Consider the following 25,992-nt stretch of genomic DNA (forward strand, 5'->3'; position numbering starts at 1 on the left):
GTCGACCGCCTCGGCGATAATCGATCCATGGCCGAACAGAAGACAAAGCCCACCGACGCCGATGTCCACGCCTTCATCGCTGCCGCGACCCCGGCGAAGCGCCGTGTCGACGGCCAGCGGCTCGCGGAGATCTTCACCGAGGTGACCGGGGTCGATCCGGTGATGTGGGGGCCGTCGATGGTCGGCTACGGCGAGTATCACTACCGGTCACCGGTCAACCCGCGCAATCACGGGGTGTGGCCGAAGACTGCGTTCTCCCCGCGGAAGGCGCAGCTGTCGCTCTACGGCCTCAAGGACCTTCCGAACGGTGCGGCTCTGCTGCCGAGGCTCGGGACGTACACCGAAGGGGCCGGGTGCGTGTACGTGAAGAAGCTCGAGGACATCGACGAGGCGGTCCTCCGGCAGCTCATCGCGATCGCCTTCGCCCGGGAGGACGACCCCGAACCGCAGCGGTGAGCGTTCTGCACAGGCCCCGGTGGCTCTCAGGTCCTGAGCGGTGGCCGCGATCCGATGCTCAGGCCCGGTTTGCGCTGGTGGACGGAGAAGTAGGTGAGGCCGGAAGGGCCGGCGAGGAATCGGCGGGACGAACGGCGGGGGAGCCAGACGATGAGACCGGGGGAGAGGTCGAGGGTGTCCGCGGCCGTCTCGAGGGTTCCCGAACCGGAGAGGACATGGATGAGGACGTCGAGGTCGGGACCGGTGTGGGCGCGGATCTCGTCAGCGGCCGGCAGAGTGATGATGTTCGCGTCGAGATCCCGCTCAGGCGGGGTCAGCTGCCAGGCGGAACCGGACATCCGCGGTGGGACCTCGAGTTCGGAGGTGTCGGCGACGATCTGGGGAGTGGGCATGGGGACCACTCTAGAACGAAAGAATCTCGGGGCATCGCGCGTGCGATGCCCCGAGATTTCACTTGGTCGGGATAGCGGGATTTGAACCCACGACCTCCTCGTCCCGAACGAGGCGCGCTACCAACCTGCGCCATATCCCGTGACCAGCAACTACTATAGCCAGGGGATCGCGCATTTGAGAAATCGAGCGCGGGGAATGTCGAAAAGTGAAAGGTACGTCTCATTGGCGCTGAGTGCTGAGAGCATCACGATGACCGCACTCGACGTGCTCTCACGCTACGGATTGGGCGATCTGTCGATGCGTCGCCTCGCCCGTGAGCTCGACGTTCAGCCCTCTGCGCTCTATTGGCATGTGAAGAACAAGCAGGACCTCCTCGTGCTCATCGCGAAGAAGATGGGCGCCGAGGTCGACGGCCGCGCCCCGGTCACTGCAGACCCGCTCGTCACCGTTCTGGCGCTGCGCGATGTGCTGCTGCGGTTCCGTGACGGCGCGGAGATCTTCATGCTCGGCTACTCGCTCGCTCCGGACGACGTCACCCCCGCCGGACTGACCCCGGCACGGCTCGGGGCGACCACCTCGGCGGCCGTGCTGTCCTACGCCCTCGGTGCGGTCGCGATCGAACAGAACCGCGCCCTCTTCGACGTCGCGGACGCCGCCGCAGGTGAGCGGTTCGCCGAGGTGGCCGCCGGGCTCCTGCGGCAACAGGACTGACCCGGGGTGGGCAGGGATTGACGCGGTCGTCACTGGTTTCAGCAGAGGGTCGGGGATATGACATACTGAACACGCGCGTTTGGGGCCTATAGCTCAGTTGGCTAGAGCATCTCGTTTACACCGAGAGGGTCGGGGGTTCGAGTCCCTCTGGGCCCACCAGGCAGACCATGCCGCTTCACGGGATCGTCTCCTCACTCCCTGCGCCCCGGCCACGCCCCGGCCACGCCGCGCACCATCGGGGTCCATTCCGTGTCACCCGCATACAATCAAGGCGTGAACGACCCCTCCCCAGACGGCCCACCCAGCCGACGCCGCACCTGGCAGCAGCTCATGAGCTCCCCAGGGCTGCGCGCGCTCAGTCTCATCGTCGGACCCCTGGCCGTCCTCGCGCTCTACTTCACAGTTCCCCTGGCCAGCTCCGAAATGGGCGCGATCGAACGCCTGCTCGCGACCGCAGCGGCGCTGTCCGTCCTCGCCTTCGCCCTGCTCCGACTGCGTCGCACCGACACGAATCTGCCCCTCCTCGTCCTCTCCTTCGTGCTCGTCGCCGCCACCTTCTCCGCGGTCTTCTTCGTCGTCGCGACGAACAATCCCGCCGAGTTCGACGGCATCGACACCCGCGTCGACGCCCTCTACTTCACGCTGACGACGATGACGACGACCGGCTACGGTGACATCGTCGCCACCGGTCAGCTCTCGCGCATCCTCGTCTCCGCAGTCTTCGTCTTCGATCTCGTCTTCCTCGGACTCTTCGCCAGCGAACTCTCACGGATCGTCAGCCGGAGGCAGGCCGGTCCGACTGCGGCAGCTGATCGCCCATGAGGGCGCGCTTCGGGGGTGTCACCCCACGCCTGACGCTGCTGGCCATCGTCTACGGCGGCATCGCAGGGCTCGTCGCGGCGCTGACCTTCAGCGGCATGACCGCCCTCCAGAACCTCGTCTGGGGAGCCGGCGGTGAACTCTTCGGAGATGCGACGACGATCCAGATCCTCGTGACCATCCTCGTCGGCGGTGCGCTGCTCTTCCTCATCGACCGGGCCGCCCCGACCGAGGATCTCCAGACCCTCCTCAAGCAGTCCGACGATCCCGACGGACTGCCGCGGCGCGCCGTGCTCACCACGGCATTCGCCGCGATCGTCGCGGTCGCCTTCGGCGGTGCCATCGGACCCGAAGCCGGCATCGTCGCCGTCGTCGCGCAGCTCTCGACGATCGTCGCCCACCTCATCGGCGAAGACGTCGCCATGCGCCGCACGATCGGCCAGGCCGGCAGCGCCGGCGCCCTCGGCGGCTTCTACGGGTCCCCACCGGGCGCGGCCGCCATCGACGGCGACCAGCTCGGCCCGCAGAAGGTCCTCCAGTTCGGTGCGGCCTTCGCCGGGTTCTTCGTCTTCCTCGCCGTGATGAGGGTGATGCCCGAGGGCAGCGGTACACGCATCTCCCTGCCACCGGTCGACGTCGCCTACTTCAGCCCGTGGCTGCTCGCCGTCGCCGGCGCTGCAGCTGCCGCCGGCTTGGCCTTCCGTGCCCTCCACCATGTGCTCGACGTTGCAGCGCAGCGCGTCTCCCGCACCTGGGCGACGATCGCCATCGGCACGGTCCTCTTCGCCGTCCTTGCCGCCGCCGTGCCCCTCGTCCGCTTCTCCGGACACCACGAACTGCACGATCTCCAGGTGCTCACCGACTCCGGGGCCTGGCCTGCGCTGCTTCTCGTCGCGGCGGCGAAGATCGTCGCGCTGTCGCTCTGCCTCGTCAGCGGCTGGCGGGGCGGGGAGTTCTTCCCGCTGATCTTCATCGGTTCGGCCATCGGCGCCGCCGCGGCCGTCCTCATCCCGAGCCTCGCTGTCGGAGCGGCCATGGCGACGGGAATGGCGGCGACGACCGCCGTCGGATGGCGCCGCCCGCTGGCCGTCCTTCTCATCCTCGTCCTCCTCGTCGACACCCCGGTGGCCCTGCCGCTCATCGTCGGAGCCGGCGTCGCCTACCTCGTCACTCTCCTCATCCCCGGCAGCGGTGGTGCCCACGACGAGGGCGACGGCGAATCGCAGTCTCCCGAGGCAACGCGCTAGCCATCGTCGGTGACGATGAGATCACCCCACGACGCCGCGATCGGGCATATCCACCGGCGCCGGCCTTGACGGGTGACCGTGCACCTTCTAGGTTGAGCGAAACTCCATCGGTCGCAGGCGTGCCTGTGGCCACGAGAAGGCCGGGTGGGCGATGGCAACGGAACAGACAGGGTCCTTGTGGCCGCAGCTGCGCGTCGATGACTGGACGGGAACGCGGGAGAACCTGCACCAGTGGCTGCAGATCGTCGGCAAGATCGAACTGGTCTCCACGACGCTCATCAACCACTGGTGGAACGTCACCTATGACGTCAGCGCTCGCGGACTGCGCACACAGATCCTCATGCGCCAACAGGGGCGGACGTTCGACGCTGAATTCGACTTCATCGCCGACGAACTCGTTCTGCGAGCGAGCACCGGCGACATCGAGACCGTGCCTCTGAAGCCCCAGTCGGTCGCCGACTTCTACGCCGCCGTGATGGATGCTCTGACCAGGCTCGGCGCCCCGTGCACGGTGTGGGCATGGCCGAACGAGCTGCCCCAGGCCACCCCGTTCGCCGAAGACACACGGCCTAGGGAATACGATGCCGACGCCGTGCGGCTGTGGTGGCGACAGCTGCAGCACATCGATGACGTCTTCGCCTACTGGCGCGCCGGATTCGCGGGCAAAGCGAGCCCCGTCCAGCTGTTCTGGGGGTCGATGGACCTCTCAGCCACACGCTATTCGGGACGAGTCGCCCCACCGAGCACGGCCTCACCCCCGAACTGCCCGCCCTGGGTGATGGCCGAGGCCGAGGACCGGGAGAACGTCGCCGTCGGGTTCTGGGCCGGCGGCAGCGACGAAGGCTCCTTCTACGCCTACGCGTATCCGGCGCCGAAAGGCTACTACGACGGGAAGCTCACCGCCGGCGGATACGACGCGACCCTCGGGGAGTACCTCCTGCCCTACGCCACCGTCCGCACCGCGGACGATCCCGAGGGCACGCTGCTGACATTCCTCGACGAGGTCTACGACCGCGCCGCGGACCTCGCGCACTGGGACCGCACGATCCTCGACGTCGATCAGGACCGGCTCATCAAGTACCTGCCGCCGGCCGACCTCAGCTCCCACGAGCACTGAGCGAGGTCTGTCCTCACCCCGGCGGATCAGTCCTCGCCGAGGTCGGCGAGGATCCGGCCGATGAGCCGTTCGCGCGCTGACGCGCTCATCGGCGCGGTGAGAATGCTCTCATACCCCCACGAGCCGTCTGCGGCCATCCGCGCGACCAGGCACCGCAGCGACACGTCATCGAGCTCATCGACGGGGACGCCGTCATCGGGGAACCAGCGCCGATAGACCTCCTCCCAGGGTGCGATCCACTCCGGCTCGTTCGCCGCCTCCATGATGAGGCGCAACTCCACCGTGCTCGGCGTCTTCAGCGCTGCCCGCACGTAGCCGCGGGTGCGTTCGACGAGACTTGCCTCCTCGGGTGCCTTTCCGGTGGCGGCGAGGAGGTCCTCTTCGATGCGGGCTGCCAGATGCTCATGGATGCCCGCGAGCAGGTCGTGTTTGCTCGCGAAATGGTAGAGCAGGCCGCGTTTGGTCACCCCCGCCTCCTCGGCGACGGAGTCGAGCGTGAGGGCGGTGATCCCACGCTCCTCCACCACGGTCAGTGCCGCCTCGATGAGTTTGCGTCGTGCGCTCGGTCGTGCCATGGGTTCTCCTCTCGATGTCATAAGTATACCTTTCGGTGTAGTACACTCATTGGTGAAGTAACTCGAAAGGAGATGGAACCTCATGGACACCACACCCCCTCGGGCCACAGCCCGCACCTGGGTCGGTCTGGCCGTGCTCGTGCTGCCGATGCTGCTCATCGCCATCGACAGCATGGTGCTGATCTTCGCCCTCGGCGAGATCACCGCGGAACTCGAGCCCTCCGGTGCGCAGCAGCTGTGGATCCTCGACATCTACTCGCTCATGCTCGCGGGCCTGCTCGTCACCATGGCCTCACTCGGCGATCGTTTCGGCAGGCGGAAGGTGCTTCTCATCGGTGCAGTCGGCTTCGCGATCGCCTCGGTGATCGGCGCCCTGTCGACAGAGGCCTGGATGCTCATCGCCGCCCGGGCCCTCCTCGGCATGTCCGGTGCCGCGATCATGCCCGGCACCCTCTCACTCATCCGCAACATGTTCCTCGACCGCAATGAACGCCGCACCGCGATGGCCGTGTGGGCGGCGGCCGGAGCCCTCGGGGCCGCTGCCGGACCCATCGTCGGCGGAGCCCTCATCGAGGCGTTCAGCTGGCATGCCGCGTTCCTCATGAACATCCCGGTCATGATCCTCCTGCTCGTCCTCGCGCCCTTCCTCGTCCCGGAGAGCAGGAACCCCGATCCCGGTCGCGTCGACCTCCTCAGCATCGTCCTCTCCCTGGCCGGCATGATCGCCGTCATCTACGGAGTCAAGACCTTCGCCGAGGGCGATGAACCCAGCATCGCCGTCGTCACCTTCATCGCCGGTTTCGTTCTCCTCGTCCTCTTCGTCATCAGGCAGCTGCGGATGCCGCTGCCGATGATCAACGTCCGCCTCTTCACCGGACGAGCGTTCACCGGGGCCGTGGTGACGAACTTCCTCTCGGTGTTCGCCCTGGTCGGGGCCATGTTCGCGCTCACGCAGTTCCTCCAGCTCGTCGCGGGACTCTCGATCATCGAATCCGCCCTGTGGATGCTGCCGCAGGCGCTCGTCTCGGCCGGTGCCGGCTTCGTCGCTGCGGCGCTCGTCAAGCGCATTCCGACATCGATCATCGTCACTGCGGGCATGCTCGTCACCGCGGGCGGGTTCGCGATCCTGCTCACGCTCACTCCCGAGACCCACCCGGGGGTCATCGCCGTGGCCCTCTCCCTGGTCGGTCTCGGCGCGGGTGTGGGGCTGACGCTGACCAACGACATCATCATGAGCTCGGTCCGTCCCGAGGAGTCCGGTCAGGCGGCGGCGATCAGCAACACCGGCTACGAGGTCGGCACCTCGTTCGGCATCGCGGTCCTCGGCTCCGTGCTGCTCGGCTTCTACCGCACGAACCTCGAGGACTCGGTGCCGGCGGGACTGCCCGGCGAGGTCCTCGAGGCCGCCAAGGAGACCCTTGCGGCGGCGCTGCTCTACGCGGAGCAGATCTCCGGTGACATCGGTGCGGCCCTGGCATCGGCAGCCATGGAGTCCTTCACGACGGCGCTGTCGCTGACCGGCGGCATCGCCTCGGCGATCCTCGTGGCAGTGGCGATCTTCGCCGGCATCATGCTCCGCGGTGTCTCCGCTGAGGCCGATCTCGCCGAGAGCAACCGCGAGAACGTCGATCAGGAGGCCTGATCCGCTGTCGTCCGGCCCGCTCTTCCGCTGTCGCACCGCCGGATGAGCGGGCCGGCGAGCGGTCTGCCCCGGGCGACCGCGGTGGTCTCCGAAGCTGGGAAGTGAGCTTGCCCCGTTGCCAGGGCGGCGAAATGTTGCCATGATCGGTGGGACATCCGCACCATTCCGAGCACCACCGCTTCAGGAAGAGGAACCACCATGGCCACCGCAGATCTCGCCCAGCAGTTCCACACCGCTCTCGTCGGCGGCGACGCCGACACCCTCGGCTCGCTCGTCACTCCCGATGTCACGTTCACCGGGCCCGTCGCTCATGCCTCCGGCGCCGAGGAGGTGGTTCGGGGTCTTGCGGAGATGGGCTCGATGACGACCTCCGACGACGTCAAGGTCCAGCTCTCCGATGACGACAATGCCCTCATCTGGTCCGAACTCGCCACCTCCGGCTCTCCGGCGATCCCGGCCGCGACATGGCTGCGCTTCGAGGGCGGGAAGATCGCGGAGATCCAGACGGTCTTCAACGCCGCCCGCTGACTAGGGCTGCCCCGCCGGGGCGCCGATGAGGCCCGCTCGCGCACCCTCCGGTGTCATCCCGGTCCAGGTCTTGAACGCACGATAGAACGAATTCGTGTCGGTGTAGCCGAGGAGGAAGGCGATCTCGGCAGTGCGCAGATCATTGCGGACGAGATAGTGGCGTGCAAGGTCGCTGCGCGTCTCGGCGAGCACAGCCTGGAACGACGTCCCCTCGGCTTTGAGCTGCCGCTGCAGAGTGCGTGGACTCGTCGCCAACCGCCGGGTGACAGCGCCGATCGACGGATCTCCCGCCGGCAGCGACTCGACCAAGACTGACTGCACGCGGTCGCGCGTGCTGGCGTGCGCGTCGAGATCGGCGAGCCGACGGCGCAGCTCGGGCGCGAAGACCTGCCACATCCCCTCATTCTCCGTGAGGAACGGCCGTGCGGAATCGGCCTGAGAGAAGGTGACCGACCATGCGTCCCCGACCCGCACCCGCGCCCCGAGGTGATCTTCGAGCACGCCCGGATCCGTGGGGATCTGCGGCATCGTCACCCGCACCGGACGCACCGGCTCCCGCGTCGCGACGCGGGCGAGCGCAACCCAGAAGAGGACTTCGGCCATGGCGAGCAGGACCGGCGGCTCCTGCGCAGTCGGCCACCGAAAGGCGATGGTGAGGTCGACTGCACTGTCGACGACGAGGGCAACCGGACCGATGAGCAGTTTGTAGACAGCCAGGCGCTCGGCTGCCGTGCGCAGATCCTGACTCGAGAGCGCAGCGAACAGCGGTGGGGAGAAGTGCTCGACGGAGATCGCCTCGCCGATCGCGACGGCCGCCTCCGCCGCGGTGCCGTGACGCTCGGCCTCCCGGGCGATCGCCTCCCAGAAGCGGTAGTAGTCCGCGGGGTCGAGCTCGGACGCTCCACGCGAGAGCAGATCCGCGGGCAGTCCTGCCCGACGGAGGACGAGTGCGGGGGAGATGTCGAGATCGCGCAGGAGCACGGCGATGCTCGGATCGAGATCGAAGCGGGTTCCGGCCATGGTCGAAGCGTAGCCGAGATCGCTGCGTTGACCACCGGCACAGTGCGCCAGTCGACCCGCAATGGACGCCAGGCGACGGTGGCGCGATCCGCAAGCACCTCGGCGTGCTCTGCCGGTCACACGGCGTCCTGTGACCTCTAATGTCGATGGTGTCATCACGGATCCGGTGGCGAACACCGACCGGATCCGCCCCCTGAGCACCACCCTGTTGAAAGGTCACCATCATGAAGGCAGCAGTCATTCCCGAACTCAACGGCACCTGGGAGCTGCGGGAGGTTCCCACCCCGACCGCCGAACCCGGTCAGGTCCTCATCAAGGTTCATGCCACCGGCATCTGCTTCACCGACATCTGGACGACGCGCGGCGCTGCCGGGGATCTGTTCCCCAACACCCCGGGACATGAGGTCGTCGGCGAGATCGTCGCAGTCGGCGACGGCGTGACCGGCCGCAAGGTCGGCGACCGGGTCGGCACCACGTGGGTGCAGTCGACGTGCGGACGGTGCGACTACTGCCGCGAGAACCTGCCCCTGTCCGGCCAAGCCGCAGTCAACTGCCCGAATGCCCGGCTCACCGGGTTCACCACCCAGGGCGGACACGCCGAGTACATCGCGGCCACCGCCACCGGCACCGTGCTCATCCCCGACGGACTGTCCTATGAGGAGGCCGCACCGATCTTCTGTGCCGGGTACACCGTGTGGAGCGGACTGCGGGCGGCTGATCCTCAGCCGGGCGAGACGATCGCCGTCGTCGGGATCGGCGGTCTCGGTCACCTGGCCGTCCAGTTCGCGAAGGCAGCCGGCTTCAGGACGATCGCCGTCACCCACTCGCCGGACAAACATGACCTGGCCCGCGACCTCGGTGCCGATCTCGTCGTCGCCGACGGCGCGCAGCTCCAGGCGGCAGGCGGAGCCGATGTTCTGCTTCTGAGCTCGAACTCCTACGAATCCGGCAAGGACGCGTTCAAGGGCCTGCGGCACGACGGTCGTGCTGTTCTCGTCGGTCTCGACCCGTTCGACGACTTCACGATTCCCACCGAACCGCAGCCGTTCTTCGCACAGCGCCAGAAGGTCATCGGCGCCACCCACAACGGGCTCAACTACCTCACCGAAGCCCTCGAGATCGCTGCATCGGGGAAGGTCAAGCCGATGATCGAGGTCTTCGACAAGGAGGACATCACCGACGCGGTCGCCAAGGTCACCGCCGGAGACGTCCGCTTCCGCGCCGTCGTCACCTACTGAGTGCCCTTCGGCTCCGACTGGTCTGCCATCGCGCCGGCCCCCGCCTCGGCGGGGACCGGCGCAGTGCCGCGCCACCGGGCGATGAGCGTCATCAGCTGGTAGATGACGATCGCCGAGGCGGTGCCCAGAGCGATCCCGGCGAACTCGAGTCCGGCCGGGGTCCACGTGAAGTTCGCAATCGCGACGATGAGGGACACCGCTGCGGTGTTGAGGTTGATCGGATTGGCGAAGTCGACCCGGTTCTCCACCCAGATGCGGACGCCGAGGAGGCCGATCATCCCGTAGAGCACGGTCGCCGCCCCGCCGAGCACACCGGGTGGGATCGTCGCGATGATCTCCCCGAACTTCGGCAGCAGACTGAGGATGAGGGCGATGACCGCGGCACAGAGGTACGCGGCGGTCGAGTAGATCTTCGTCGCGGCCATCACGCCGATGTTCTCCGCGTACGTCGTCGTGCCCGATCCGCCGCCGGCTCCGGCGAGCGTCGTGGCGAGGCCGTCGGCGAAGAGGGCCCGACCGGTCAGCCCGTCGAGGTCGCGGCCGGTCATCGCGGCCACGGACTTCACATGCCCGATGTTCTCGGCGACGAGGACGAGGACGACGGGCAGGAAGAGTCCGAGGTATCCGAGGTCGAAGGCGGGAGCGTGGAAGGTCGGCAGGCCGAACCAGGCGGCGGAGGAGACGGTGGAGAAGTTCACCTCCCCCTGGACGAGTGCCGCAGCGTAGCCGACGAGCACGCCGATGAGGATCGACAGCCGCCCGAGCATGCCGTTGAAGAGCACGGAGGTCACGACGATGACGGCGATCGTGATGACCGCCGTCAGCGGTGCTTGCTGCACCCATCCCCAGGCGGCGGGGGCGAGGTTGAGGCCAATGAGGGCGACGATCGCACCGGTGACGACCGGCGGCATCGTCACCTCGATCCACCGCACCCCGGCGAAGTGGACGACGATGCCGACAAGCGCCAGGGTCACCCCGACGGAGATGATCCCACCCTGGGCGAGCGCCATCGCCTGCGAGTCGAGCCGCTCCCCGGAGGTCGCCGCGAACCCGGTGACCGCGCCGATGGGCGCGAGCAGGCCGAAGGACGAGCCGAGGTAGGACGGCATCATCCCCTTCGTGATGAGGAGGAAGAGAAGCGTGCCGATCGCGGTGAAGAAGAGCGTCGTCGACGGCGGGAAGCCGGTGAGCAGAGGAACGAGGAACGTCGCCCCGAACATCGCGACGACGTGCTGGGCGCCGATCCCGATGGTCCGCGGCCAGCTCAGCCGCTCCTCGGGAAGGACGATCTCCCCGGGACGGATCGTCCTGCCGTCACCGTGGAGGCTCCACTGCCACCTGGCGGTCGTGTCCATCTCGCGTACCCTTCCGTCGACGTCGGGCCCTCATCGGGCCCCAGTGCAGTGTATTCGCGCCGAGGCGGCCGTGCACGACGGCTCATTCCTCCCGCAGCGCCCGCTTGAGGATCTTGCCGGCGGAGTTCTTCGGCAGCCCGGCGACGAACGTCACCCGTTTGGGCACCTTGAAGCCGGCGAGCCGGTCTCTGACATGGGCGATGACATCCGCCTCGGCGATCTCACCGGCGTCGTCGCGGAGGACGACGAAGGCACTGATGGCCTCGATCCACTTCTCGTCGGCGATGCCGACGACGGCGACCTCGGCGACTCCGGGCATCGCGAAGATCGCGTCCTCGACCTGACGACTGGCCACGAGCACCCCACCGGTGTTGATGACGTCCTTGACGCGATCGACGACCTCGACGTAACCGTCGGCATCCATCCGCACGAGGTCACCGGAGTGGAACCACTGGCCGTCGAAGGCGGCCTCGGTCGCCTCGGGCCTGTCCCAGTAGCCCTCGCACAGCTGCGGGGAGCGGTAGAGGATCTCCCCGAGCTCACCGGGGCCGACCTCCTCTCCGGCGGCGTCGACGACCCGGGTCTCGACGAAGAGGACGGCGCGTCCGGCCGAACCGGGGTGGGCGTCGTGCTCCTCGGGGCGGAGCACCGTGCACAGCGGACCCATCTCGGACTGTCCGAAGCAGTTGTAGAACCCGAGCCCGGGCAGTCGGGCGCGCAGCTTCTCGAGCACCGGGCCGGGCATGATCGACGCCCCGTAATAGGCCTTCTCGAGGCTGTCGAGGTTCCTCGTCGCCAGGTCGGGACTGTTCGCCAGCGCCACCCACACGGTCGGGGCGGCGAAGAACGAGTTGATCTGCCGCTCCTCGAAGAGGGCGAGCAGGTCGTCGGGGACGGGGGCTGCGACGATGATGTTGTGGGCGCCGACGGCCAGCAGCGGGAGGAGGAAGACGTGCATCTGCGCCGAATGGTAGAGCGGCAGCGCATGGACGACCCGGTCGGTGCCGGCGAAGTCGAGGCTCGTCAGGCACGAGAGGTACTCGTGGACGAGCGCGCGGTGCGTCATCACCGCACCCTTCGGCGCCGAGGTGGTCCCCGAGGTGTAGAGCAGCTGCGCGACATCGGTGTCGGCGACGTCGAATTCGCCCTCCCCGGCCGGGGCGATGTCCGGCGCCGAGGCGGGACCGAGGAGGTCGTCGAACTCGACGAGACGGGCACTGCCGCCATGCGCGGTGGCGGCGACCGCCGCGGCGAGGTCGGAGTCGGCGACGACGATCCGGGCCCCGGAGTTGGCGAGGATGTAGTCGAGTTCGTCCCCGGTGAGCTGGAAGTTCACGGGCACGTGGATGAACCCGGCGCGGGCGCACGCGAGATAGAGGAGTGCGTAGAGGTCCGAGTTCCGGCCGTAGGCGGCGATCCGGTCGCCTGGGCCTGCGCCCACGCGACGGAGTTCGCGGGCGAGCGCGGTGACCGCGGCATCGAGCTCGGCATAGGACCAAGTGCGGTCGCCGAACTCGACGGCGGTCCGGGAGCCGAAGCGGTCGGCGCTGCGCCGGATGAGATCGGCGACGGTGGAGGAGACGGGCTGGAGGGACGACGTCATCGTCGACGTGGAAGAGGTCATGGGGCCAATCTAGCGGCGATGCCGCGGCACGTGAACAGGTTCGCGCATCCGGCGCCGCGGCCGGGCAGCCTCGTCGGGCCGGTGGCAGGCGGCTCGCCGTGACCGGAGCCGGGCGTGCGCTCCATCGCCCAGGCGGAGTGCCGGTGACGATGCATTAGTGTGGGCGTATGAGATATCCGACGGTCAGCGAATGTGTGGACGTCTTCGACTCCCTGTGGCCGCCGTCCCTGGCCGAGGACTGGGACACCGTCGGTCTCGCGGTCGGAGATCCGGACGCCGAGGTGCGCTCGATCCTCCTCGCCCTCGATCCCACCGATGCCGTCATCGCCGAGGCGGTCGTCCTCGGCGCGGACCTGCTCTTCACCCATCATCCGCTCATGCTGCGCCCGGTCTCGTCGGTGAGCGCGGGAACCCTCAAGGGCGGGGCCGTCCACACGCTCATCACGAACGGCATCGCCCAGTTCAACGCCCACACGAACGCCGACTCCGCCGTCGGAGGAGTCTCGGATGTCCTCATCGACCTCATCGGCGTCGCCGACTCCTCACCGCTCGTCCCCGACTCCGCGGATCCGGCACGCGGCATCGGCCGGGTGGGCGACCTCGGGGAGCCGACGACGGTCCGCGACATCGCCAGGATCCTGGCCGGTCGACTGCCGCGGACGACGACCGGTGTGCGCATCGCCGGTGACCCTGCCGCCGAGGTGACCCGGGTTGCCGTGTGCGGGGGAGCGGGGGATTCCCTCTTCGAAGCCGTGCGCGCCAGCGGTGCCGATGTCTACGTCACCGCCGATCTCCGCCATCATCCGGCGACCGAGGCGCTCGACACCGGCAATCGCGGCGACGCCCGCCCTCAGCTCATCGACGTCTCGCATTGGGCTTCGGAGGCAGTCTGGCTGGCGGCCGCCGCCGAGGCGCTCGAGGCCGAATTCGCCGCCCGCGGTCTCTCCGTCGCCCTCCAGGCCTCCGCCGTCAACACCGACCCCTGGGTCGAACGCTACTGACCTCTGCCCTCAATGCCCTAGGACCTGACCATGCAGCTCACCGCCGATCAGCGCACCCGTCTCGAGGAGCTCATCGAGCTCACGGCGAAGTCACGGGCCCTGCGCCACGAACACGAGAACCCCATCGAGGGACCGAAGCTGCAGGAGCTCATCGAGCGGCACAAGGCGCTGAGTGCGGAGAAGGCCGCCGCCGCCGAGGTGATCGCCGGGTTCGAGGGCCAGACCGCCGAGCTCACTGCCGCGATCGACAAGCAGACGGCGCAGATTGCGAAGAAGACGACCGAACTCAATGACGGCACGGGACTGACGAGCCGCGACCTCGTCCACCTCCAGGAGGAGATCGCCGCGCACGAGGCGAAGGTCGCCGAGTTCGAGGACACGGAGCTCGCGACGATGGAGCGACTCGAATCCGCACAGGCGGAGATGGCGGGCATCGACACCCGCATCGCCGAGGTCACGGAGCAGGGACGCACGACCCAGACGGCGATCAAGGAGCGCAAGGCGGCGCTGGCCGAGGACATGGACGAGCTCGGCAGCCAGGAGTCCCAGCTCAAGGCCGACCTGCCGCCGGAGCTCGTGCGCCGGTTCGAGGGCAACGTCGCCGAGGGCGGGCCGGGCGCGGCGATCATCGCCGGCCCCCACTGCCAGGCCTGCGGTCAGGAGATCAGCGGCGCCACGTGGCACCAGTGGCTGAGCGAAGACCCGAACGAGGTCCACACCTGCGAGGAGTGCGAAGCGGTCCTGCTCCGCCGCGCGTGAAGCCGAGGGCTCAGTCTCGCAGAACGATCGTCAGCCCCGCCGGTCGGGTGGCGGTCGCCTCGGCGAATTCCACCTCATAGTGCTCTGCGGCGCGGGTGACGAGTGCGTCGATGCTCTCCGGCAGGGCGCGGCCGTCACGGAGCAGCCGGCCGACGAACTCGCCCCGGTAGAACTTCGCCCAGTGGGAGACGACGCTGCGCTTGTCCCCGGCCACCTTGACCGCCCCGAGCGTGACGACCTGCCCGTGGGGACCCGGCCACGCGGAGCGGTAGTCGCTCGAGCGGCAGTCGAGGATCACCTCGGCGTCATCGACCGTGAAGGACTTCGCGAGGATCGGCTTCCACCACGAGGAGAGACGGCCGAGCTGGCCGAGGTCGGTCTTCATCGCCAAACGGTACGCGGGGATCGGGTCGAGGCCGCCGACCTGCCCGAACACCGCGGAGAAGACATGGACGTCGCGGAGGCGGTCAGCGAACGCCGCATCGGATTCGGCAAGGGCGACGAGATCGGCCGCGCCCATCGCCTCGAAGAGGACCCCGGTGTAGGTGAGCAGCGCAGGAGCGCACGGCTGCTCGTCGATGGTGACGTTGCGGGCGACCTCCTCGGCCAGTGACTTGCCGACGCCGAGGGCGGTGAGCGCGTCCTTGCGCTTCGAGACCTTCTTCAGCACACCGAGCACCTGTTTGCGCTTGGCGGTGAGATCCGGGGACGACAGGGCGGCCAGGTCGAGCGGTGCCCCGGTCGCCGGTGGGGTCTTGCCTTCGGAGGGAGGGAGGAGGATCTTCACCCCACCATCGTAGGCGGCAGGGCTGACACGCCCACCCCCGGTCCGTGTTGCCTTGGTCACCTGCGGGCGGGCGCTCACCGTCTCCCACCGCCGATCCGCGTAGACTGGTCGGTGAGGACAGGTCACCAGACGGCCGCGGCCTTCGGGCTGAGGAACGTCCGGGCTCCGCAGAGCAGGGATGGTGGGTAACACCCACCCGGGGCAACCCGCGGGCAAGTGCAACAGAGAGCAGACCGCCACGCGAGGCGATGCACATCGTGTCGCGGGGTAAGGGTGAAACGGTGGTGTAAGAGACCACCAGAGTGCCGGGTGACCGGCGCTGCTGGGTAAACCCCATCCGGAGCAAGATCAGACAGACGGCGTTCGAGGCTGCTCGCCGAGCCGTCGGGTGGATTGCTTGAGGCCGCTGGCAACAGCGGTCCCAGATAGATGGCCGTCAGTCGAGAAGGGCAACCGACTCGATGACAGAACCCGGCGTATCGGTGGCCTGTCCTCCTCAGTCACCCAGTCGTCTCACGACCGCTCCGCGCTCAGCTCTCGCCCTTCTTCACCCGCGCCTTGCCGTCGTTGACCGCGAGGATCGCGGCCCCGACGATGCCGGCATTGTTGAACATCTTCGCCGGGCACATGAGGGCGCGGGTCTTGATGAGCGGGAGGAACTCATCGTGCTGCTTCGAGATGCCGCCGCCGACGATGATGAGGTCGGGGGCGACGAGCAGTTCGACCTGGGAGTAGTACTGCTGGAGGCGAGCCGCCCACTCGTCGTACTCGAGCTCCTCGCGGACCTTGACCGATTCGGCCGCCTGCGTCTCGGCGTCGCGGCCGTTCATCTCGATGTGTCCGAGCTCGGTGTAGGGGACCAGCCGACCCTGCGTGAACAGCGCGGTGCCGATGCCGGTGCCGAGCGTCGTCAGCAGCACCGTCTTCTTCCGGTACTTCCGGCCGGCGCCGAAGACCATCTCCGCGAGGCCGGCGGCATCGGCGTCGTTCATGATGAAGAACCTCCGGCCGACGTGCTCGCGGAGGATCGACTGGATGTTCGAGCCGATCCAGCTCTGATCGAGGTTCGCAGCGTAGTGGACCTCGTCGTCACGGACGACACCGGGGAACCCGCAGCCGAGCGGAAGCGCATCGAGGGACGACCGGTCGTCGACGACCTCGAGCTCGAGGGCACGCTCGACGAGGAGCTCGACCACCTCGGCGATGGCATCGGCGACCGCCACCGGCGTGCTCGGCTTCGGCGTGAGCACCCGGACGCGCTTGAACGCGAGCTGACCGGTGGCCGTGTCGACGAGCGCGGCTTTGATGCCCGTGCCGCCGATGTCGATGCCGATCGCGAACCGGGCGGGGGAGTCGTCAGTCATTCGTGTCCTTGGGGCTCGGGCCTCCGGCGATCGCCGTGTCCGGATCGGGGAGGGTGAGGATGTCGGCACCGGTGTCGGTGACGACGATGGTGTGCTCGAACTGGGCGGAGCGCTTCCGGTCCTTCGTCACGACCGTCCAGGAGTCGTCCCAGACGTCCCAGGCCTCGGTGCCGAGGTTGAGCATCGGCTCGATCGTGAAGATCATGCCCGGCTCCATCACCTCGGCGTGGGCGGGGGCGGCGTCGTAATGGGGGACGATGAGCCCGGAATGGAACTCCCGTCCGACCCCGTGGCCGCTGTAGTCGCGGACGACGCCGTACCCGAAGCGCTGCGCGTACTTCTCGATGACGCGGCCGATGATGTTGATCTCCCGACCGGGCCGAACGGCCTTGATGCCGCGCATCGTCGCCTCCCACGTGCGCTCGATGAGCAGACGGGACTCCTCGTCGATGTCGCCGACGGCGAACGTGTAGTTCGTGTCTCCGTGCATGCCGCCGATGAACGCGGTGATGTCGACGTTGACGATGTCGCCGTCGACGAGCGCGGTGGAGTCGGGGATCCCGTGGCAGATGACCTCGTTGACCGATGTGCACACCGACTTCGGGAACCCGCGGTAGCCCAGGGTCGACGGGTAGGCGCCGTTGTCGGCCATGTACTCGTGGGCCACCCGGTCGATCTCATCGGTCGTGACTCCGGGGACGATGATCTCGCCGACCGCGGCCAGCGCGTTCGCCGCGATCGTCCCGGCGGTGCGGACGCGCTCGATCTCCTCCGGCGTGTAGTGGTTGCCGCCGCGGCCCTCATCGGCGTCGGCGCGACCGACGTATTCGGGGCGGGTGATCGAGGCGGGGACTCGACGTTCGGGAGAGAGCGTTCCGGGCGTGATGAGGCGAGGCTGGACTGTCATGATGGTCACGATTCTAGAGCCCCGGCGTGTCGATATTCCACCGCGCACCCGCACCCGTGACCGCGGGTGGAGGCGCAGACGCATAGACTCGATGGTGAGCAATGACGACGGAATCGACGCAGGAGGGGTGATGAGTGAGCGTTCGGATGTGTCCGGTGGGGAGTTCTCCGGACTGAGCGAGGTGGTGAGCCTGACGAGCGCACCTCAGCAGATCGCCGACCACATCCTCTCCGGCATCGCCGTGGGAGCCCTGCCCGAGGGCACCCTGCTGCCCGGCGAGCGGGCCCTGGCCGCTGACCTGCAGGTGTCGCGTTCGAGTGTGCGGGCTGCGCTCGAACGGCTCGAGCGCCTCGGGGTCGTCGAACGACGCCGAGGTCGCGGCGGCGGCACCTTCGTCGCCAACGTCGAACCGGCCACCTTGGCCCCGATGGCCGGACGCATCGAGGAGTTCTACGCCGAGCGCAAGAACCTCCTCGACGCTCGCGCCGTGTTCCAGAACGGTCTGGCCGCAACCGCGGCGACACGGCGGACTGATGACGAGCTCGCCGAACTCCGGGAGCTCGCGGCGGTGTACTCCGAACGCGCCGAGGCGGCCGCTGCCCGGACCGCCGATGCGCGGTTCCATTTCGCCATCGCCCGGGCCGGTCACAATCCCGAACTCGTGCGCATGGCCATCGACATCGACACCCGGATCAACGCCGGCTTCCGCCACGACCCGTTCTCGCATGAGCTCTTCGACCGTGCCGTGATCGACCATGCCGCGATCGTCGAGGCGATCGCCAACGGAGACGCCGAGGCGGCCGGGCGTCTGTGCGAAGAGCACTTCCGCTCGACGACGATGCCCGAACACGGTTGACCGCGCCTCCGGAACTCCGCGGTGCGCGCCGAGACTCCGGGGAGCGCCGAGACTCCGCGGGGTGCCGCCGACACCCTCGGTGTGCAACCGCAACCCGGAGTCGAACACACACCACTGCGCTCGACACACACCCCTGAGCACAGCGACAGGCACCCGCAACCCCACCTCCGCCGCGTGCACGGGGAGGGTGTGGAGTTGCGGGTGCCTGTTGCGACGACTGCCGCCGGACCGGGTGCCGCGGTCAGACCCGCCCGGGGCCCGACGCTGCAGAGAGCGGCCTGCGGCGTAGCTCAGTCGGCGTACGCTCAGTTGGCGAGTGCGTGCTCGACGGAGACGGCCTCGAGGCCGAACGCCTCGGCGACGTTGTCGTTGGTGACGTGACCGTTGTGGACGTTGAGTCCCCGGGCGAGGCCGGCGTCGTTCGACAGCGCCGCGTGCCAGCCCTGGTCGGCGAGCTTGACGGCGAAGGGCAGGGTCGCGTTCGTCAGGGCCGCCGTCGCGGTGTTCGGCACGGCGCCGGGCATGTTCGCCACGCAGTAGAAGATCGACTGGTGGACGACGTAGGTCGGATCATCGTGCGTCGTCGGGTGCGAGCCCTCGAAGCATCCGCCCTGGTCGATGGCGATGTCGACGAGCACCGAGCCGGGCTTCATGCCGGCGACCATCTCGTCGGTGACGAGCTTGGGAGCCTTCTTGCCGGGGATGAGGACCGAGCCGATGACGAGGTCGGCGGTCGAGAGCGACTTCGTGATCTCGTACTTGTTCGACACCTTCGTCGCGATCGCTCCGCCGAAGGTCTCATCGATCTGGCGCAGACGCGGGATGTTGATGTCGATGACCTCGACGTTGGCGCCGAGTCCGAGGGCCATGCGCGCGGCGTTCGTGCCGGCGACACCGGCGCCGATGACGACGACGTTGGCCTTGTCGGTGCCGGGGACGCCGGAGAGGAGCACACCGCGGCCGCCTTCGGCCTTGAGCAGGCTGTGGGCGCCGACCTGCGTCGAGAGGCGTCCGGCGATCTCGCTCATCGGCGCGAGCAGCGGCAGGCCGCCGCCGTCGGGCTGAACGGTCTCGTAGGCGATCGCCGTGGTGCCGGCCTCCATGAGCGCCTTCGTCAGCGCTTCGTCGGCGGCGAGGTGGAGGTAGGTGAAGAGGATGAGATCCTGGCGGAGGAAGCCGTACTCGGAGGCGATGGGCTCCTTGACCTTGAGGACCATGTCACCGGCGGCCCAGGTGGCGGCGGCGTCGGGGGCGATCTTCGCGCCGGCAGCGATGTACTCATCGTCGGTGATGAATGATCCTTCGCCGGCTCCGGCCTGGACGGTGACCTGGTGACCGCGGGAGACGAGCTCGTGGACGCCGGCAGCGGTGATGGCGACGCGGAACTCGTTGTTCTTGACCTCTGTGGGCACTGAGATGCGCATTGGGATTCCTTCTTTCATGGCGCCCCATGGAACGGGACAGATTCGGCTCTGCGGGGCAGCGACCGAGGGTACATCTCACTCTAAGCTTGTGAAGGTTCGCGAGGCAAACCTTTACGTGCCTATTTCGTCATCAATCTTACGGAATCGGTTGTCCACCATGCGAAAGAATGGGGAAATCCGCGGAACTGGTCCCACATCGAGCGCACCTCTGTGGACCCCTCGCGAGCGCCGCGGCACATCCGCGGAACATCCGCGGTCACCGCGCCGACACCTCGGCGAACTCCCTGTCAGGCGGCCCGCGAACCGGTAAGCTGGCCGGTGTCAGAGCATCATCTCACCGACGACGGAAGGCCTGTCATGGGACTGTTCAGCGATATCGACGAAGCGAACTCGAAGTGGTACTTCAACACCGCCACGGGCGAGGTCGAGCAGGGTCTCGTCAGCGATTGGACCCACCGCATGGGTCCCTACGACACCGAGGCGGAGGCGCGTGACGCCCTCGAGCAGGCGAAGAAGCGCAACGAGGAGTGGAACGAGGCCGACGAGAAGTGGAACGGCTGATCGATGTCGAAGCAGGAAGAGTTCGTCCTCCGCACCGTTGAGGATCGTGACGTCCGGTTCATCCGGCTGTGGTTCACCGACGTACTCGGCGGACTGAAGTCCGTGGCCGTCGTCCCCGCCGAACTCGAAGGCGCGTTCTCCGAGGGCATCGGATTCGACGGGTCGGCGGTCGAGGGACTCTCCCGGGTCTACGAGGCCGATATGGTCCTCAAGCCCGATCCGTCGACGTTCTCCCTGCTGCCGTGGCGCGGGGAGACGGAGCCGACGGGCCGGATGTTCTGCGACATCCACGTGCCCGGCGGGGAACCGGCGAAGGCCGATCCCCGCAACGTCCTCAAGCGCACGCTCGAGAGCGCAGCGAAGAAGGGGTTCACCTTCTACGTCCATCCCGAGATGGAGTTCTACCTCTTCCGCTCCGGCAACCTCGACCTCGGCAACGGCACGCTCGGCGCGCCGGTGCCCGTCGACACCGCCGGCTACTTCGACCACGTCAACGGCGGGACGGCGAACGACTTCCGGCGCTCGGCGGTGACGATGCTCGAGGCGATGGGTCTGTCGGTCGAGTTCTCCCACCACGAGGCGGGCCCGGGGCAGAACGAGATCGACCTGCGCTACGCCGACGCGCTGACGATGGCCGACAACATCATGACCTTCCGCTCGGTCATCAAGGAGGTCGCGATCGCCCAGGGCGTCTACGCCTCGTTCATGCCCAAGCCGCTCGCCGACCACCCGGGCAACGGCATGCACACCCACGTGTCCCTCTTCGAGGGGGAGAACAACGCGTTCTTCGAACCGGGCGCGACCTATCAGCTCTCGAAGATCGGTCGCCAGTTCATCGCCGGCCTGCTCCACCACGCGGCGGAGATCACGGCCGTGACGAACCAGTTCGTCAACTCCTACAAGCGCATGTGGACCGGCCACGAAGCCCCCTCCTACATCTGCTGGGGACACCGGAACCGGTCCGCACTCGTGCGGGTCCCGCAGTACAACTCCGGCAAATCGTCCTCGGCCCGCGTCGAGTACCGCGGCCTCGACTCCTCGGCGAACCCGTACCTGTCCTACGCGCTGCTCCTCGCCGCCGGGCTCAAGGGGATCGAAGAGGACTACGAGCTGCCGGAGGAGGCTGAGGACAACGTCTGGCTCCTCTCGGACACCGAACGCCGGGCGATGGGCATCCGCGCCCTTCCCGCAAGCCTCGCCGAGGCGCTCGAGATCATGGAGGGCTCCGACCTCGTCGCCGAGACCCTCGGTGAGGAGGTCTTCGACTTCTTCCTCCGCAACAAACGACAGGAATGGGACGGCTACCGCGCTCAGGTGACTCCGTACGAGCTCAGCAAGCACTTCTCGTCGATGTGATCCCATGGCGCGCCTGACCTCCCGCACCCCAGCGACGACCGCCTCAGCGAACCGCTTCCTCGGCGACATCGACGACCTCCTCGGCCAGCCCCTGGCCACGGATTCCCGCTTCGTCGACCTCCTCGAGGCCACGCCGGATCCGCACGCCGGCGCCCTCGGACTCCTCCGAGTCCTCGAAGAAGCCGAGAAGGACGCCGAGAAGGATGCGGCGACCGGCACCGGAGACGCGGCACCGGAGACGACGACCGCTGAGGCGGGGGAGGGTTCGCCCGCCGGCGCCGAGGCGGCAGCGAGCGGGATCGCGCGCTTCGTCGACGCGGCTCGGGTCACCGGCACGGGCACGGTCGCCGAGGATGAGCTCGACCGGCCGATGCTCGCCCGCCTGCTCGGGGTCTTCGGCACCTCGGAGGCGATGGTCGACCACCTCGTGCGGCACCCGGATTCCCTGCCGCTGCTCCTCGACCGCTCCCCGTACCTGATGATCTCGACCCCGCAGGCCTCGGCGAGTGCGCTGCGGGCGACCCTGCTCGAATCCGTCGGCGCCGATCCCCAATCCGACGCACCGGTGGCCGCCCGGACGGGCAATGAGGGGATCGCGCGGATGCGGCGGGCCTACCGCGACGTGCTGCTGCGGCTCGTCGCCGATGACCTCTACTCGGATCAGCCCGAGCAGATCGTCGACCTCGTCACCGCGGTCCTCTCCGATCTCGCGGCCGCGGCGATCGAGACCGCCCAGGCGATCGCGCGAGCCGAACTCGACCCGGAGTCCACCGTGCGCATGGCCGTCATCGCGCTCGGCAAGACCGGGGCGCGGGAGCTCAACTACGTCTCCGACGTCGACGTCGTCTTCGTCCAGGACTCCGAGGCGAGCGAGGAGCAGCGGACTCTGGCCACCGAGGTGGCCCAGCGGATGCGCTCGATCCTCTCCGATCCCGGTGCCGAACCGGCTCTCTGGGAGCTCGACACCGCTCTGCGGCCCGAAGGCAAGGCCGGCGCGCTCGTGCGTACGCTCTCGGAGTTCGAGCACTACTACACCGACATCGCGAAGAACTGGGAGTTCCAGGCCCTCCTCAAGGCCCGTGCGGTCGCCGGTGACCCCGCGGTCGGTGCGGCGTTCACCGAGACCCTCTCACCGCTGGTCTGGGAGGCTGCCGGCCGGGAGGGGTTCATCGACGGCATCCGGGCGATGCGCCGTCGTGTCGTCGACCTCATCCCCGCCGCCGAGGCCCCGAGGCAGATCAAACTCGGCCGCGGGGGACTGCGCGACGTCGAGTTCTCCGCGCAGCTCCTCCAGCTCGTCCACGGGCAGAGCGACGACGAGATCCGCTCGCCGAACACCCTGCGCGCCCTCGACGAGCTCGGGGAGCACGGGTACATCGGACTCGACGACGCCCTCGTGTTCTCCTCGGCCTACCGGTTCATGCGCGTCGTCGAACACCGGGTGCAGATCCCGCGGATGCTGCGCAACGCCCTCATCCCCGACGACGAGGCGAAGCTGCGGACCCTCGCCCGCTCCGTATTCCCCTCCGGTTCCCGCACGGGCGCTCGGCTCGAGGAGAACCGCCGCGACTTCGCCAAACAGGTCACCCGGCTCCACGAGCAGATCTTCTACCGGCCGATCCTCGACGCCGCCGTCGGCATCCACGGTGAGGTCGTCGACGCCCATCACCGCGGGACGAGTCTCAAAGCGGCAGCTGACCGCCTCCGCGCGTTCGGCTACCGCGACCCGCAGGGGGCGCTCGGCCACATCAAGTCGCTGACCACGGGCATGTCGCGGACCGCGCTCGTCATCAAACAGGTGCTCCCGGCGCTCCTCGACTGGTTCTCCGACGGCGTCGACCCCGATGCCGCCCTGCTCTCCTTCCGCCGACTCACCGATTCGCTGTCGTCCTCGGGCTGGTTCCTCAAGATGCTCCGCGACTCCGGGCTCGCCGCGAAGTCCGTGGCCGAGGTGCTCACGCTCTCCGGCTACGCCACCGAACTCCTCCTCCGCCAGCCGGCGGCGGTCGCGTGGCTCGACGACTACGCGAGTCTCGCCGCGCGCGATCAGCAGGTGCTCGCCGCTGAGGTCGACGGGCTGCTCCACCGTCACGGCGCCGAGGCGATCACCCGGATCCGGGAGACGTACAGTCGCGAACTGCTGCGGATCGCACTGCGGGACGTCCTCGATGTCGGTGACCGCGCCGAGGTGCCCGGGGACCTCTCCGACCTCATGGACCTCACCGTCGACGGCGCCCTGCGCGCCGTGCGCCTCGACCTCGACGACGCCGCGGTGCCGGAGTACGAGTTCGCCGTCGTCGCGATGGGCCGGTGGGGCGGCCGGGAGATCGGGTACTTCTCCGATGCGGACGCGATGTTCGTCTACCGCGCCGTCGCCGACGACCTCGACGCCGAGGCTCGCGCGAAGCTCGCGAAGCACGTCACGAAGGTCGCCCTGCAGCTGAGCGCCCGGCTCAAGGCCAGCGAGGGCGCTCGCGGCATCGAGCTCGACGCGGATCTGCGGCCCGAGGGGAAGAACGGTCCGCTCGTGCGCACGTTCGCCTCCTATGAGTCCTACTATGCGAAGTGGTCGCAGCCGTGGGAGGCCCAGGCCCTGCTGCGGGCGCGGCCGATGGCCGGTGACGCAGCGCTCAAGGACGACTTCACCGCGCTCATCGACCCGCTGCGCTACCCGGCGGAGATGCCGGCCAAGGCGCTCACCCAGGTCCGCACCCTCAAGGCGCGGATGGAGGACGAGCGGCTGCCGAAGGGAGCGGACAAACGCCGCCACCTCAAGCTCGGCCGGGGCAGCCTCTCCGACGTCGAGTGGACGGTCCAGCTCCTCCAGCTCCAGCACGCGCACACGATTCCGGGACTCCGGACGACCTCGACGCTGGACGCCCTCGACGTCGCCACGCAGGAGGGACTCATCCCCGCCGAGGACGCCGCCGAACTCGCCGCGGCCTGGCAGCTGGCGACGAACGTGCGCTCGGCCGTCATGCTCTTCCGAGGCCGCACCGCCGCGGCACTGCCCGACGAGCATTCGGAGCTCGAGGCCACGGCGCGGCTGCTCGGCTATCCTGCCGGCGGCGGACGCGAACTCGAGGACGACTACCTCCGGGCGACCCGTCATGCCCGGACGGTCATGGAGCAGCGCTTCTACGGGTTCTGACTCGCTGAGGACGCTGACCCACAGCGACCGCAGACCGGCCGACCGGTCCGCCTCGGCGCAGTCAGCGCGGCGTGAACTCGAGTCCGAGCAGAGCGTTCTCGACGACCTCGGGCAGCGCCGGGTGGATCCAGTACTGACCCCGAGCCACCTCGTCGGCGGGCTGATCGAAGGCCATCGCCTGGATGAGCGGCTGGATGATCATCGACGCCTCGGCCCCGACGATCTGCGCGCCGAGGATGAGCCGGGAGTCCCGATCGGCGATGATCTTGACGATCCCGGGATCGTCGGCCATCGCCCACCCGTAGGCGACGTCGGAGTACTGCTGGACCTTGACGGTGACGTCGTGTCCGGCCTGCCGGGCTTCGTCCTCGGTCATGCCGACGGTCGCGACCTGCGGGGAGGTGAAGACCGCAGCCGGCACGGCCTTGTGGCTGGCGGCCTCGAGAGCATCCTCCGCGGCGGCCCCGGGTGCCCCGGCGGCGACGTCGATGACGAGGTTGTCACCGACGACCCGGGCCTCGTGGTTGGCCACGTGCTTGAGCTGGTGCTCGGAGCTGATGTCGCCGAGGGCGAAGACGCCGGGGACGGGCTCGCCGCCGGCATAGACCCGCTGGACCGCGTCGACGACGAGTCTGCCGTCGGGAGTGAGATCGTAGCCGACTTCGGCGGCGTCGAGGCCTGCGGTGTTCGGGTGACGACCGATGGCGATGAGGACGATGTCGGCCTCGATCGCGGCGGGAACGTCGACGTCATCGACCCGACCGCTGGGTTCGAGCTCGATCGTCACCGGTGCGCCCTCCCCGTCACCGAGGCGGTAGGCGGCAGGCTGGGCCCCGAGGATGACGTTGTGGTCGGCGGTGAAGATCTTCGTGAATTCCGCCGAGGCGGTGCCGTCGAGATCCTGGAGCAGCCGGGGTCCGCGGGCGATGACCGTGACATCGCTGCCGAAGCTCGTGAAGATGTGGGCGAACTCCATGGCGATGACGCCGGAGCCGACGATCGCCAACCGCTTCGGCTGCTCGGGCAGGCGCATGATCGAATTCGAGGTGACGATCGGGTAGCCCGGAGTGTCGACCCGCGCCGGATCCGCCTCTTATACAC

The 25,992-nt window shown here is 68.4% G+C and carries 24 protein-coding genes, 2 tRNA genes and 1 other RNA gene; 16 read left to right on the top strand and 11 right to left on the bottom strand.

The window, feature by feature from the left end:
* The first annotated feature begins 27 nt into the window (after positions 1–27).
* Positions 28–456, top strand: coding sequence for a DUF1801 domain-containing protein (locus tag FFS20_RS08950; protein ID WP_137825503.1), 429 nt, complete (start codon positions 28–30; stop codon positions 454–456).
* 26 nt (positions 457–482) lie between these two features.
* On the opposite strand, the gene FFS20_RS08955 is transcribed toward FFS20_RS08950, so the two are convergent.
* Both FFS20_RS08955 and FFS20_RS08960 read right to left on the bottom strand, forming a co-directional pair.
* Entirely contained in the window at positions 483–848 is a 366-nt protein-coding gene (locus tag FFS20_RS08955; RefSeq protein WP_137825504.1) for a hypothetical protein, read from the bottom strand.
* A gap of 63 nt (positions 849–911) precedes the next feature.
* Positions 912–988, bottom strand: a tRNA-Pro gene (locus FFS20_RS08960).
* Positions 989–1,098: 110 nt separating this feature from the next.
* On the opposite strand from FFS20_RS08960, the gene FFS20_RS08965 reads away from it, so the two are divergent.
* The 5 genes from FFS20_RS08965 (at position 1,099) to FFS20_RS08985 (ending at position 4,743) form a co-directional block, all read left to right on the top strand.
* A complete protein-coding gene (locus FFS20_RS08965) occupies positions 1,099–1,560 on the top strand; it encodes a TetR family transcriptional regulator (RefSeq protein WP_249356751.1) in 462 nt (153 codons plus the stop codon).
* A gap of 82 nt (positions 1,561–1,642) precedes the next feature.
* A tRNA-Val gene (locus FFS20_RS08970) sits at positions 1,643–1,719 on the top strand.
* 114 nt (positions 1,720–1,833) lie between these two features.
* Positions 1,834–2,382, top strand: coding sequence for an ion channel (locus FFS20_RS08975; protein WP_137825505.1), 549 nt, complete (start codon positions 1,834–1,836; stop codon positions 2,380–2,382).
* Positions 2,379–3,626, top strand: a complete 1,248-nt coding sequence (locus FFS20_RS08980) for a chloride channel protein (protein ID WP_137825506.1) — start codon at positions 2,379–2,381, stop codon at positions 3,624–3,626. Before FFS20_RS08975 ends, FFS20_RS08980 begins: the two co-directional genes overlap by 4 nt.
* A gap of 151 nt (positions 3,627–3,777) precedes the next feature.
* A complete protein-coding gene (locus tag FFS20_RS08985) occupies positions 3,778–4,743 on the top strand; it encodes a DUF5996 family protein (protein WP_137825507.1) in 966 nt (321 codons plus the stop codon).
* A 26-nt stretch (positions 4,744–4,769) separates the two neighbouring features.
* Here the strand turns inward: FFS20_RS08985 and FFS20_RS18480 are convergent, their stop codons facing one another.
* On the bottom strand, positions 4,770–5,318 hold the full coding sequence (locus FFS20_RS18480) for a TetR family transcriptional regulator (RefSeq protein ID WP_137825508.1): 549 nt from the start codon (positions 5,316–5,318) through the stop codon (positions 4,770–4,772).
* 82 nt (positions 5,319–5,400) lie between these two features.
* On the opposite strand from FFS20_RS18480, the gene FFS20_RS08995 reads away from it, so the two are divergent.
* Together FFS20_RS08995 and FFS20_RS09000 are read left to right on the top strand one after the other, a co-directional pair.
* Positions 5,401–6,960: an MFS transporter gene (locus FFS20_RS08995; protein WP_137825509.1), complete on the top strand. Its 1,560-nt coding sequence runs from the start codon at positions 5,401–5,403 to the stop codon at positions 6,958–6,960.
* Between the two features lie 198 nt (positions 6,961–7,158).
* Positions 7,159–7,488: a nuclear transport factor 2 family protein gene (locus tag FFS20_RS09000; protein WP_137825510.1), complete on the top strand. Its 330-nt coding sequence runs from the start codon at positions 7,159–7,161 to the stop codon at positions 7,486–7,488.
* Here the strand turns inward: FFS20_RS09000 and FFS20_RS09005 are convergent, their stop codons facing one another.
* Positions 7,489–8,508 (bottom strand): AraC family transcriptional regulator, encoded by a 1,020-nt coding sequence (locus FFS20_RS09005; protein ID WP_137825511.1) that lies wholly within the window; start codon positions 8,506–8,508, stop codon positions 7,489–7,491.
* A 224-nt stretch (positions 8,509–8,732) separates the two neighbouring features.
* On the opposite strand from FFS20_RS09005, the gene FFS20_RS09010 reads away from it, so the two are divergent.
* Positions 8,733–9,746, top strand: coding sequence for an alcohol dehydrogenase catalytic domain-containing protein (locus tag FFS20_RS09010; protein WP_137825512.1), 1,014 nt, complete (start codon positions 8,733–8,735; stop codon positions 9,744–9,746).
* Here FFS20_RS09010 and FFS20_RS09015 read toward each other — a convergent pair.
* Together FFS20_RS09015 and FFS20_RS09020 are read right to left on the bottom strand one after the other, a co-directional pair.
* Entirely contained in the window at positions 9,740–11,101 is a 1,362-nt protein-coding gene (locus tag FFS20_RS09015; RefSeq protein WP_137825513.1) for a solute carrier family 23 protein, read from the bottom strand. The genes FFS20_RS09010 and FFS20_RS09015 overlap by 7 nt on opposite strands.
* An 82-nt stretch (positions 11,102–11,183) precedes the next feature.
* Positions 11,184–12,725 (bottom strand): fatty acyl-CoA synthetase, encoded by a 1,542-nt coding sequence (locus tag FFS20_RS09020; protein ID WP_249356752.1) that lies wholly within the window; start codon positions 12,723–12,725, stop codon positions 11,184–11,186.
* A gap of 167 nt (positions 12,726–12,892) precedes the next feature.
* Here FFS20_RS09020 and FFS20_RS09025 point away from each other — a divergent pair, with 167 nt between their 5' ends.
* Together FFS20_RS09025 and FFS20_RS09030 are read left to right on the top strand one after the other, a co-directional pair.
* Entirely contained in the window at positions 12,893–13,726 is an 834-nt protein-coding gene (locus FFS20_RS09025; RefSeq protein ID WP_137825514.1) for a Nif3-like dinuclear metal center hexameric protein, read from the top strand.
* A gap of 30 nt (positions 13,727–13,756) precedes the next feature.
* The gene (locus FFS20_RS09030) at positions 13,757–14,485 is read left to right on the top strand and encodes a hypothetical protein (protein ID WP_137825515.1); all 729 of its coding nucleotides are present in this window, start codon (positions 13,757–13,759) and stop codon (positions 14,483–14,485) included.
* A 10-nt stretch (positions 14,486–14,495) separates the two neighbouring features.
* Here FFS20_RS09030 and yaaA read toward each other — a convergent pair whose 3' ends face one another.
* On the bottom strand, positions 14,496–15,272 hold the full coding sequence (gene yaaA / locus FFS20_RS09035; protein ID WP_137825516.1) for a peroxide stress protein YaaA: 777 nt from the start codon (positions 15,270–15,272) through the stop codon (positions 14,496–14,498).
* A gap of 117 nt (positions 15,273–15,389) precedes the next feature.
* Here yaaA and rnpB point away from each other — a divergent pair.
* Positions 15,390–15,767, top strand: an RNA gene (rnpB, locus tag FFS20_RS09040) — RNase P RNA component class A.
* 35 nt (positions 15,768–15,802) lie between these two features.
* Here rnpB and ppgK read toward each other — a convergent pair.
* Together ppgK and map are read right to left on the bottom strand one after the other, a co-directional pair.
* Positions 15,803–16,636: a polyphosphate--glucose phosphotransferase gene (gene ppgK / locus FFS20_RS09045; RefSeq protein WP_137825517.1), complete on the bottom strand. Its 834-nt coding sequence runs from the start codon at positions 16,634–16,636 to the stop codon at positions 15,803–15,805.
* Positions 16,629–17,543, bottom strand: coding sequence for a type I methionyl aminopeptidase (map, locus tag FFS20_RS09050; protein ID WP_137825518.1), 915 nt, complete (start codon positions 17,541–17,543; stop codon positions 16,629–16,631). Before map ends, ppgK begins: the two co-directional genes overlap by 8 nt.
* Positions 17,544–17,673: 130 nt before the next feature.
* On the opposite strand from map, the gene FFS20_RS09055 reads away from it, so the two are divergent.
* On the top strand, positions 17,674–18,399 hold the full coding sequence (locus tag FFS20_RS09055) for an FCD domain-containing protein (protein ID WP_137825519.1): 726 nt from the start codon (positions 17,674–17,676) through the stop codon (positions 18,397–18,399).
* 305 nt (positions 18,400–18,704) lie between these two features.
* On the opposite strand, the gene ald is transcribed toward FFS20_RS09055, so the two are convergent.
* Positions 18,705–19,823, bottom strand: a complete 1,119-nt coding sequence (ald, locus tag FFS20_RS09060; RefSeq protein ID WP_137825520.1) for an alanine dehydrogenase — start codon at positions 19,821–19,823, stop codon at positions 18,705–18,707.
* 357 nt (positions 19,824–20,180) lie between these two features.
* Here ald and FFS20_RS09065 point away from each other — a divergent pair, with 357 nt between their 5' ends.
* The 3 genes from FFS20_RS09065 to FFS20_RS09075 are packed head-to-tail and all read left to right on the top strand — an operon-like array spanning position 20,181 to position 24,891.
* Positions 20,181–20,384, top strand: a complete 204-nt coding sequence (locus FFS20_RS09065; RefSeq protein WP_137825521.1) for a hypothetical protein — start codon at positions 20,181–20,183, stop codon at positions 20,382–20,384.
* A 3-nt stretch (positions 20,385–20,387) separates the two neighbouring features.
* Positions 20,388–21,740 (top strand): type I glutamate--ammonia ligase, encoded by a 1,353-nt coding sequence (gene glnA / locus FFS20_RS09070; protein ID WP_137825522.1) that lies wholly within the window; start codon positions 20,388–20,390, stop codon positions 21,738–21,740.
* Positions 21,741–21,744: 4 nt separating this feature from the next.
* The gene (locus tag FFS20_RS09075) at positions 21,745–24,891 is read left to right on the top strand and encodes a bifunctional [glutamine synthetase] adenylyltransferase/[glutamine synthetase]-adenylyl-L-tyrosine phosphorylase (protein ID WP_137825523.1); all 3,147 of its coding nucleotides are present in this window, start codon (positions 21,745–21,747) and stop codon (positions 24,889–24,891) included.
* Between the two features lie 61 nt (positions 24,892–24,952).
* Here the strand turns inward: FFS20_RS09075 and FFS20_RS09080 are convergent, their stop codons facing one another.
* On the bottom strand, positions 24,953–25,945 hold the full coding sequence (locus FFS20_RS09080; protein WP_283202129.1) for an FAD-dependent oxidoreductase: 993 nt from the start codon (positions 25,943–25,945) through the stop codon (positions 24,953–24,955).
* Positions 25,946–25,992 lie beyond the last annotated feature (47 nt).

Source organism: Brevibacterium sp. 2SA (assembly GCF_005502845.1).
Taxonomy (GTDB): Bacteria; Actinomycetota; Actinomycetes; order Actinomycetales; family Brevibacteriaceae; genus Brevibacterium.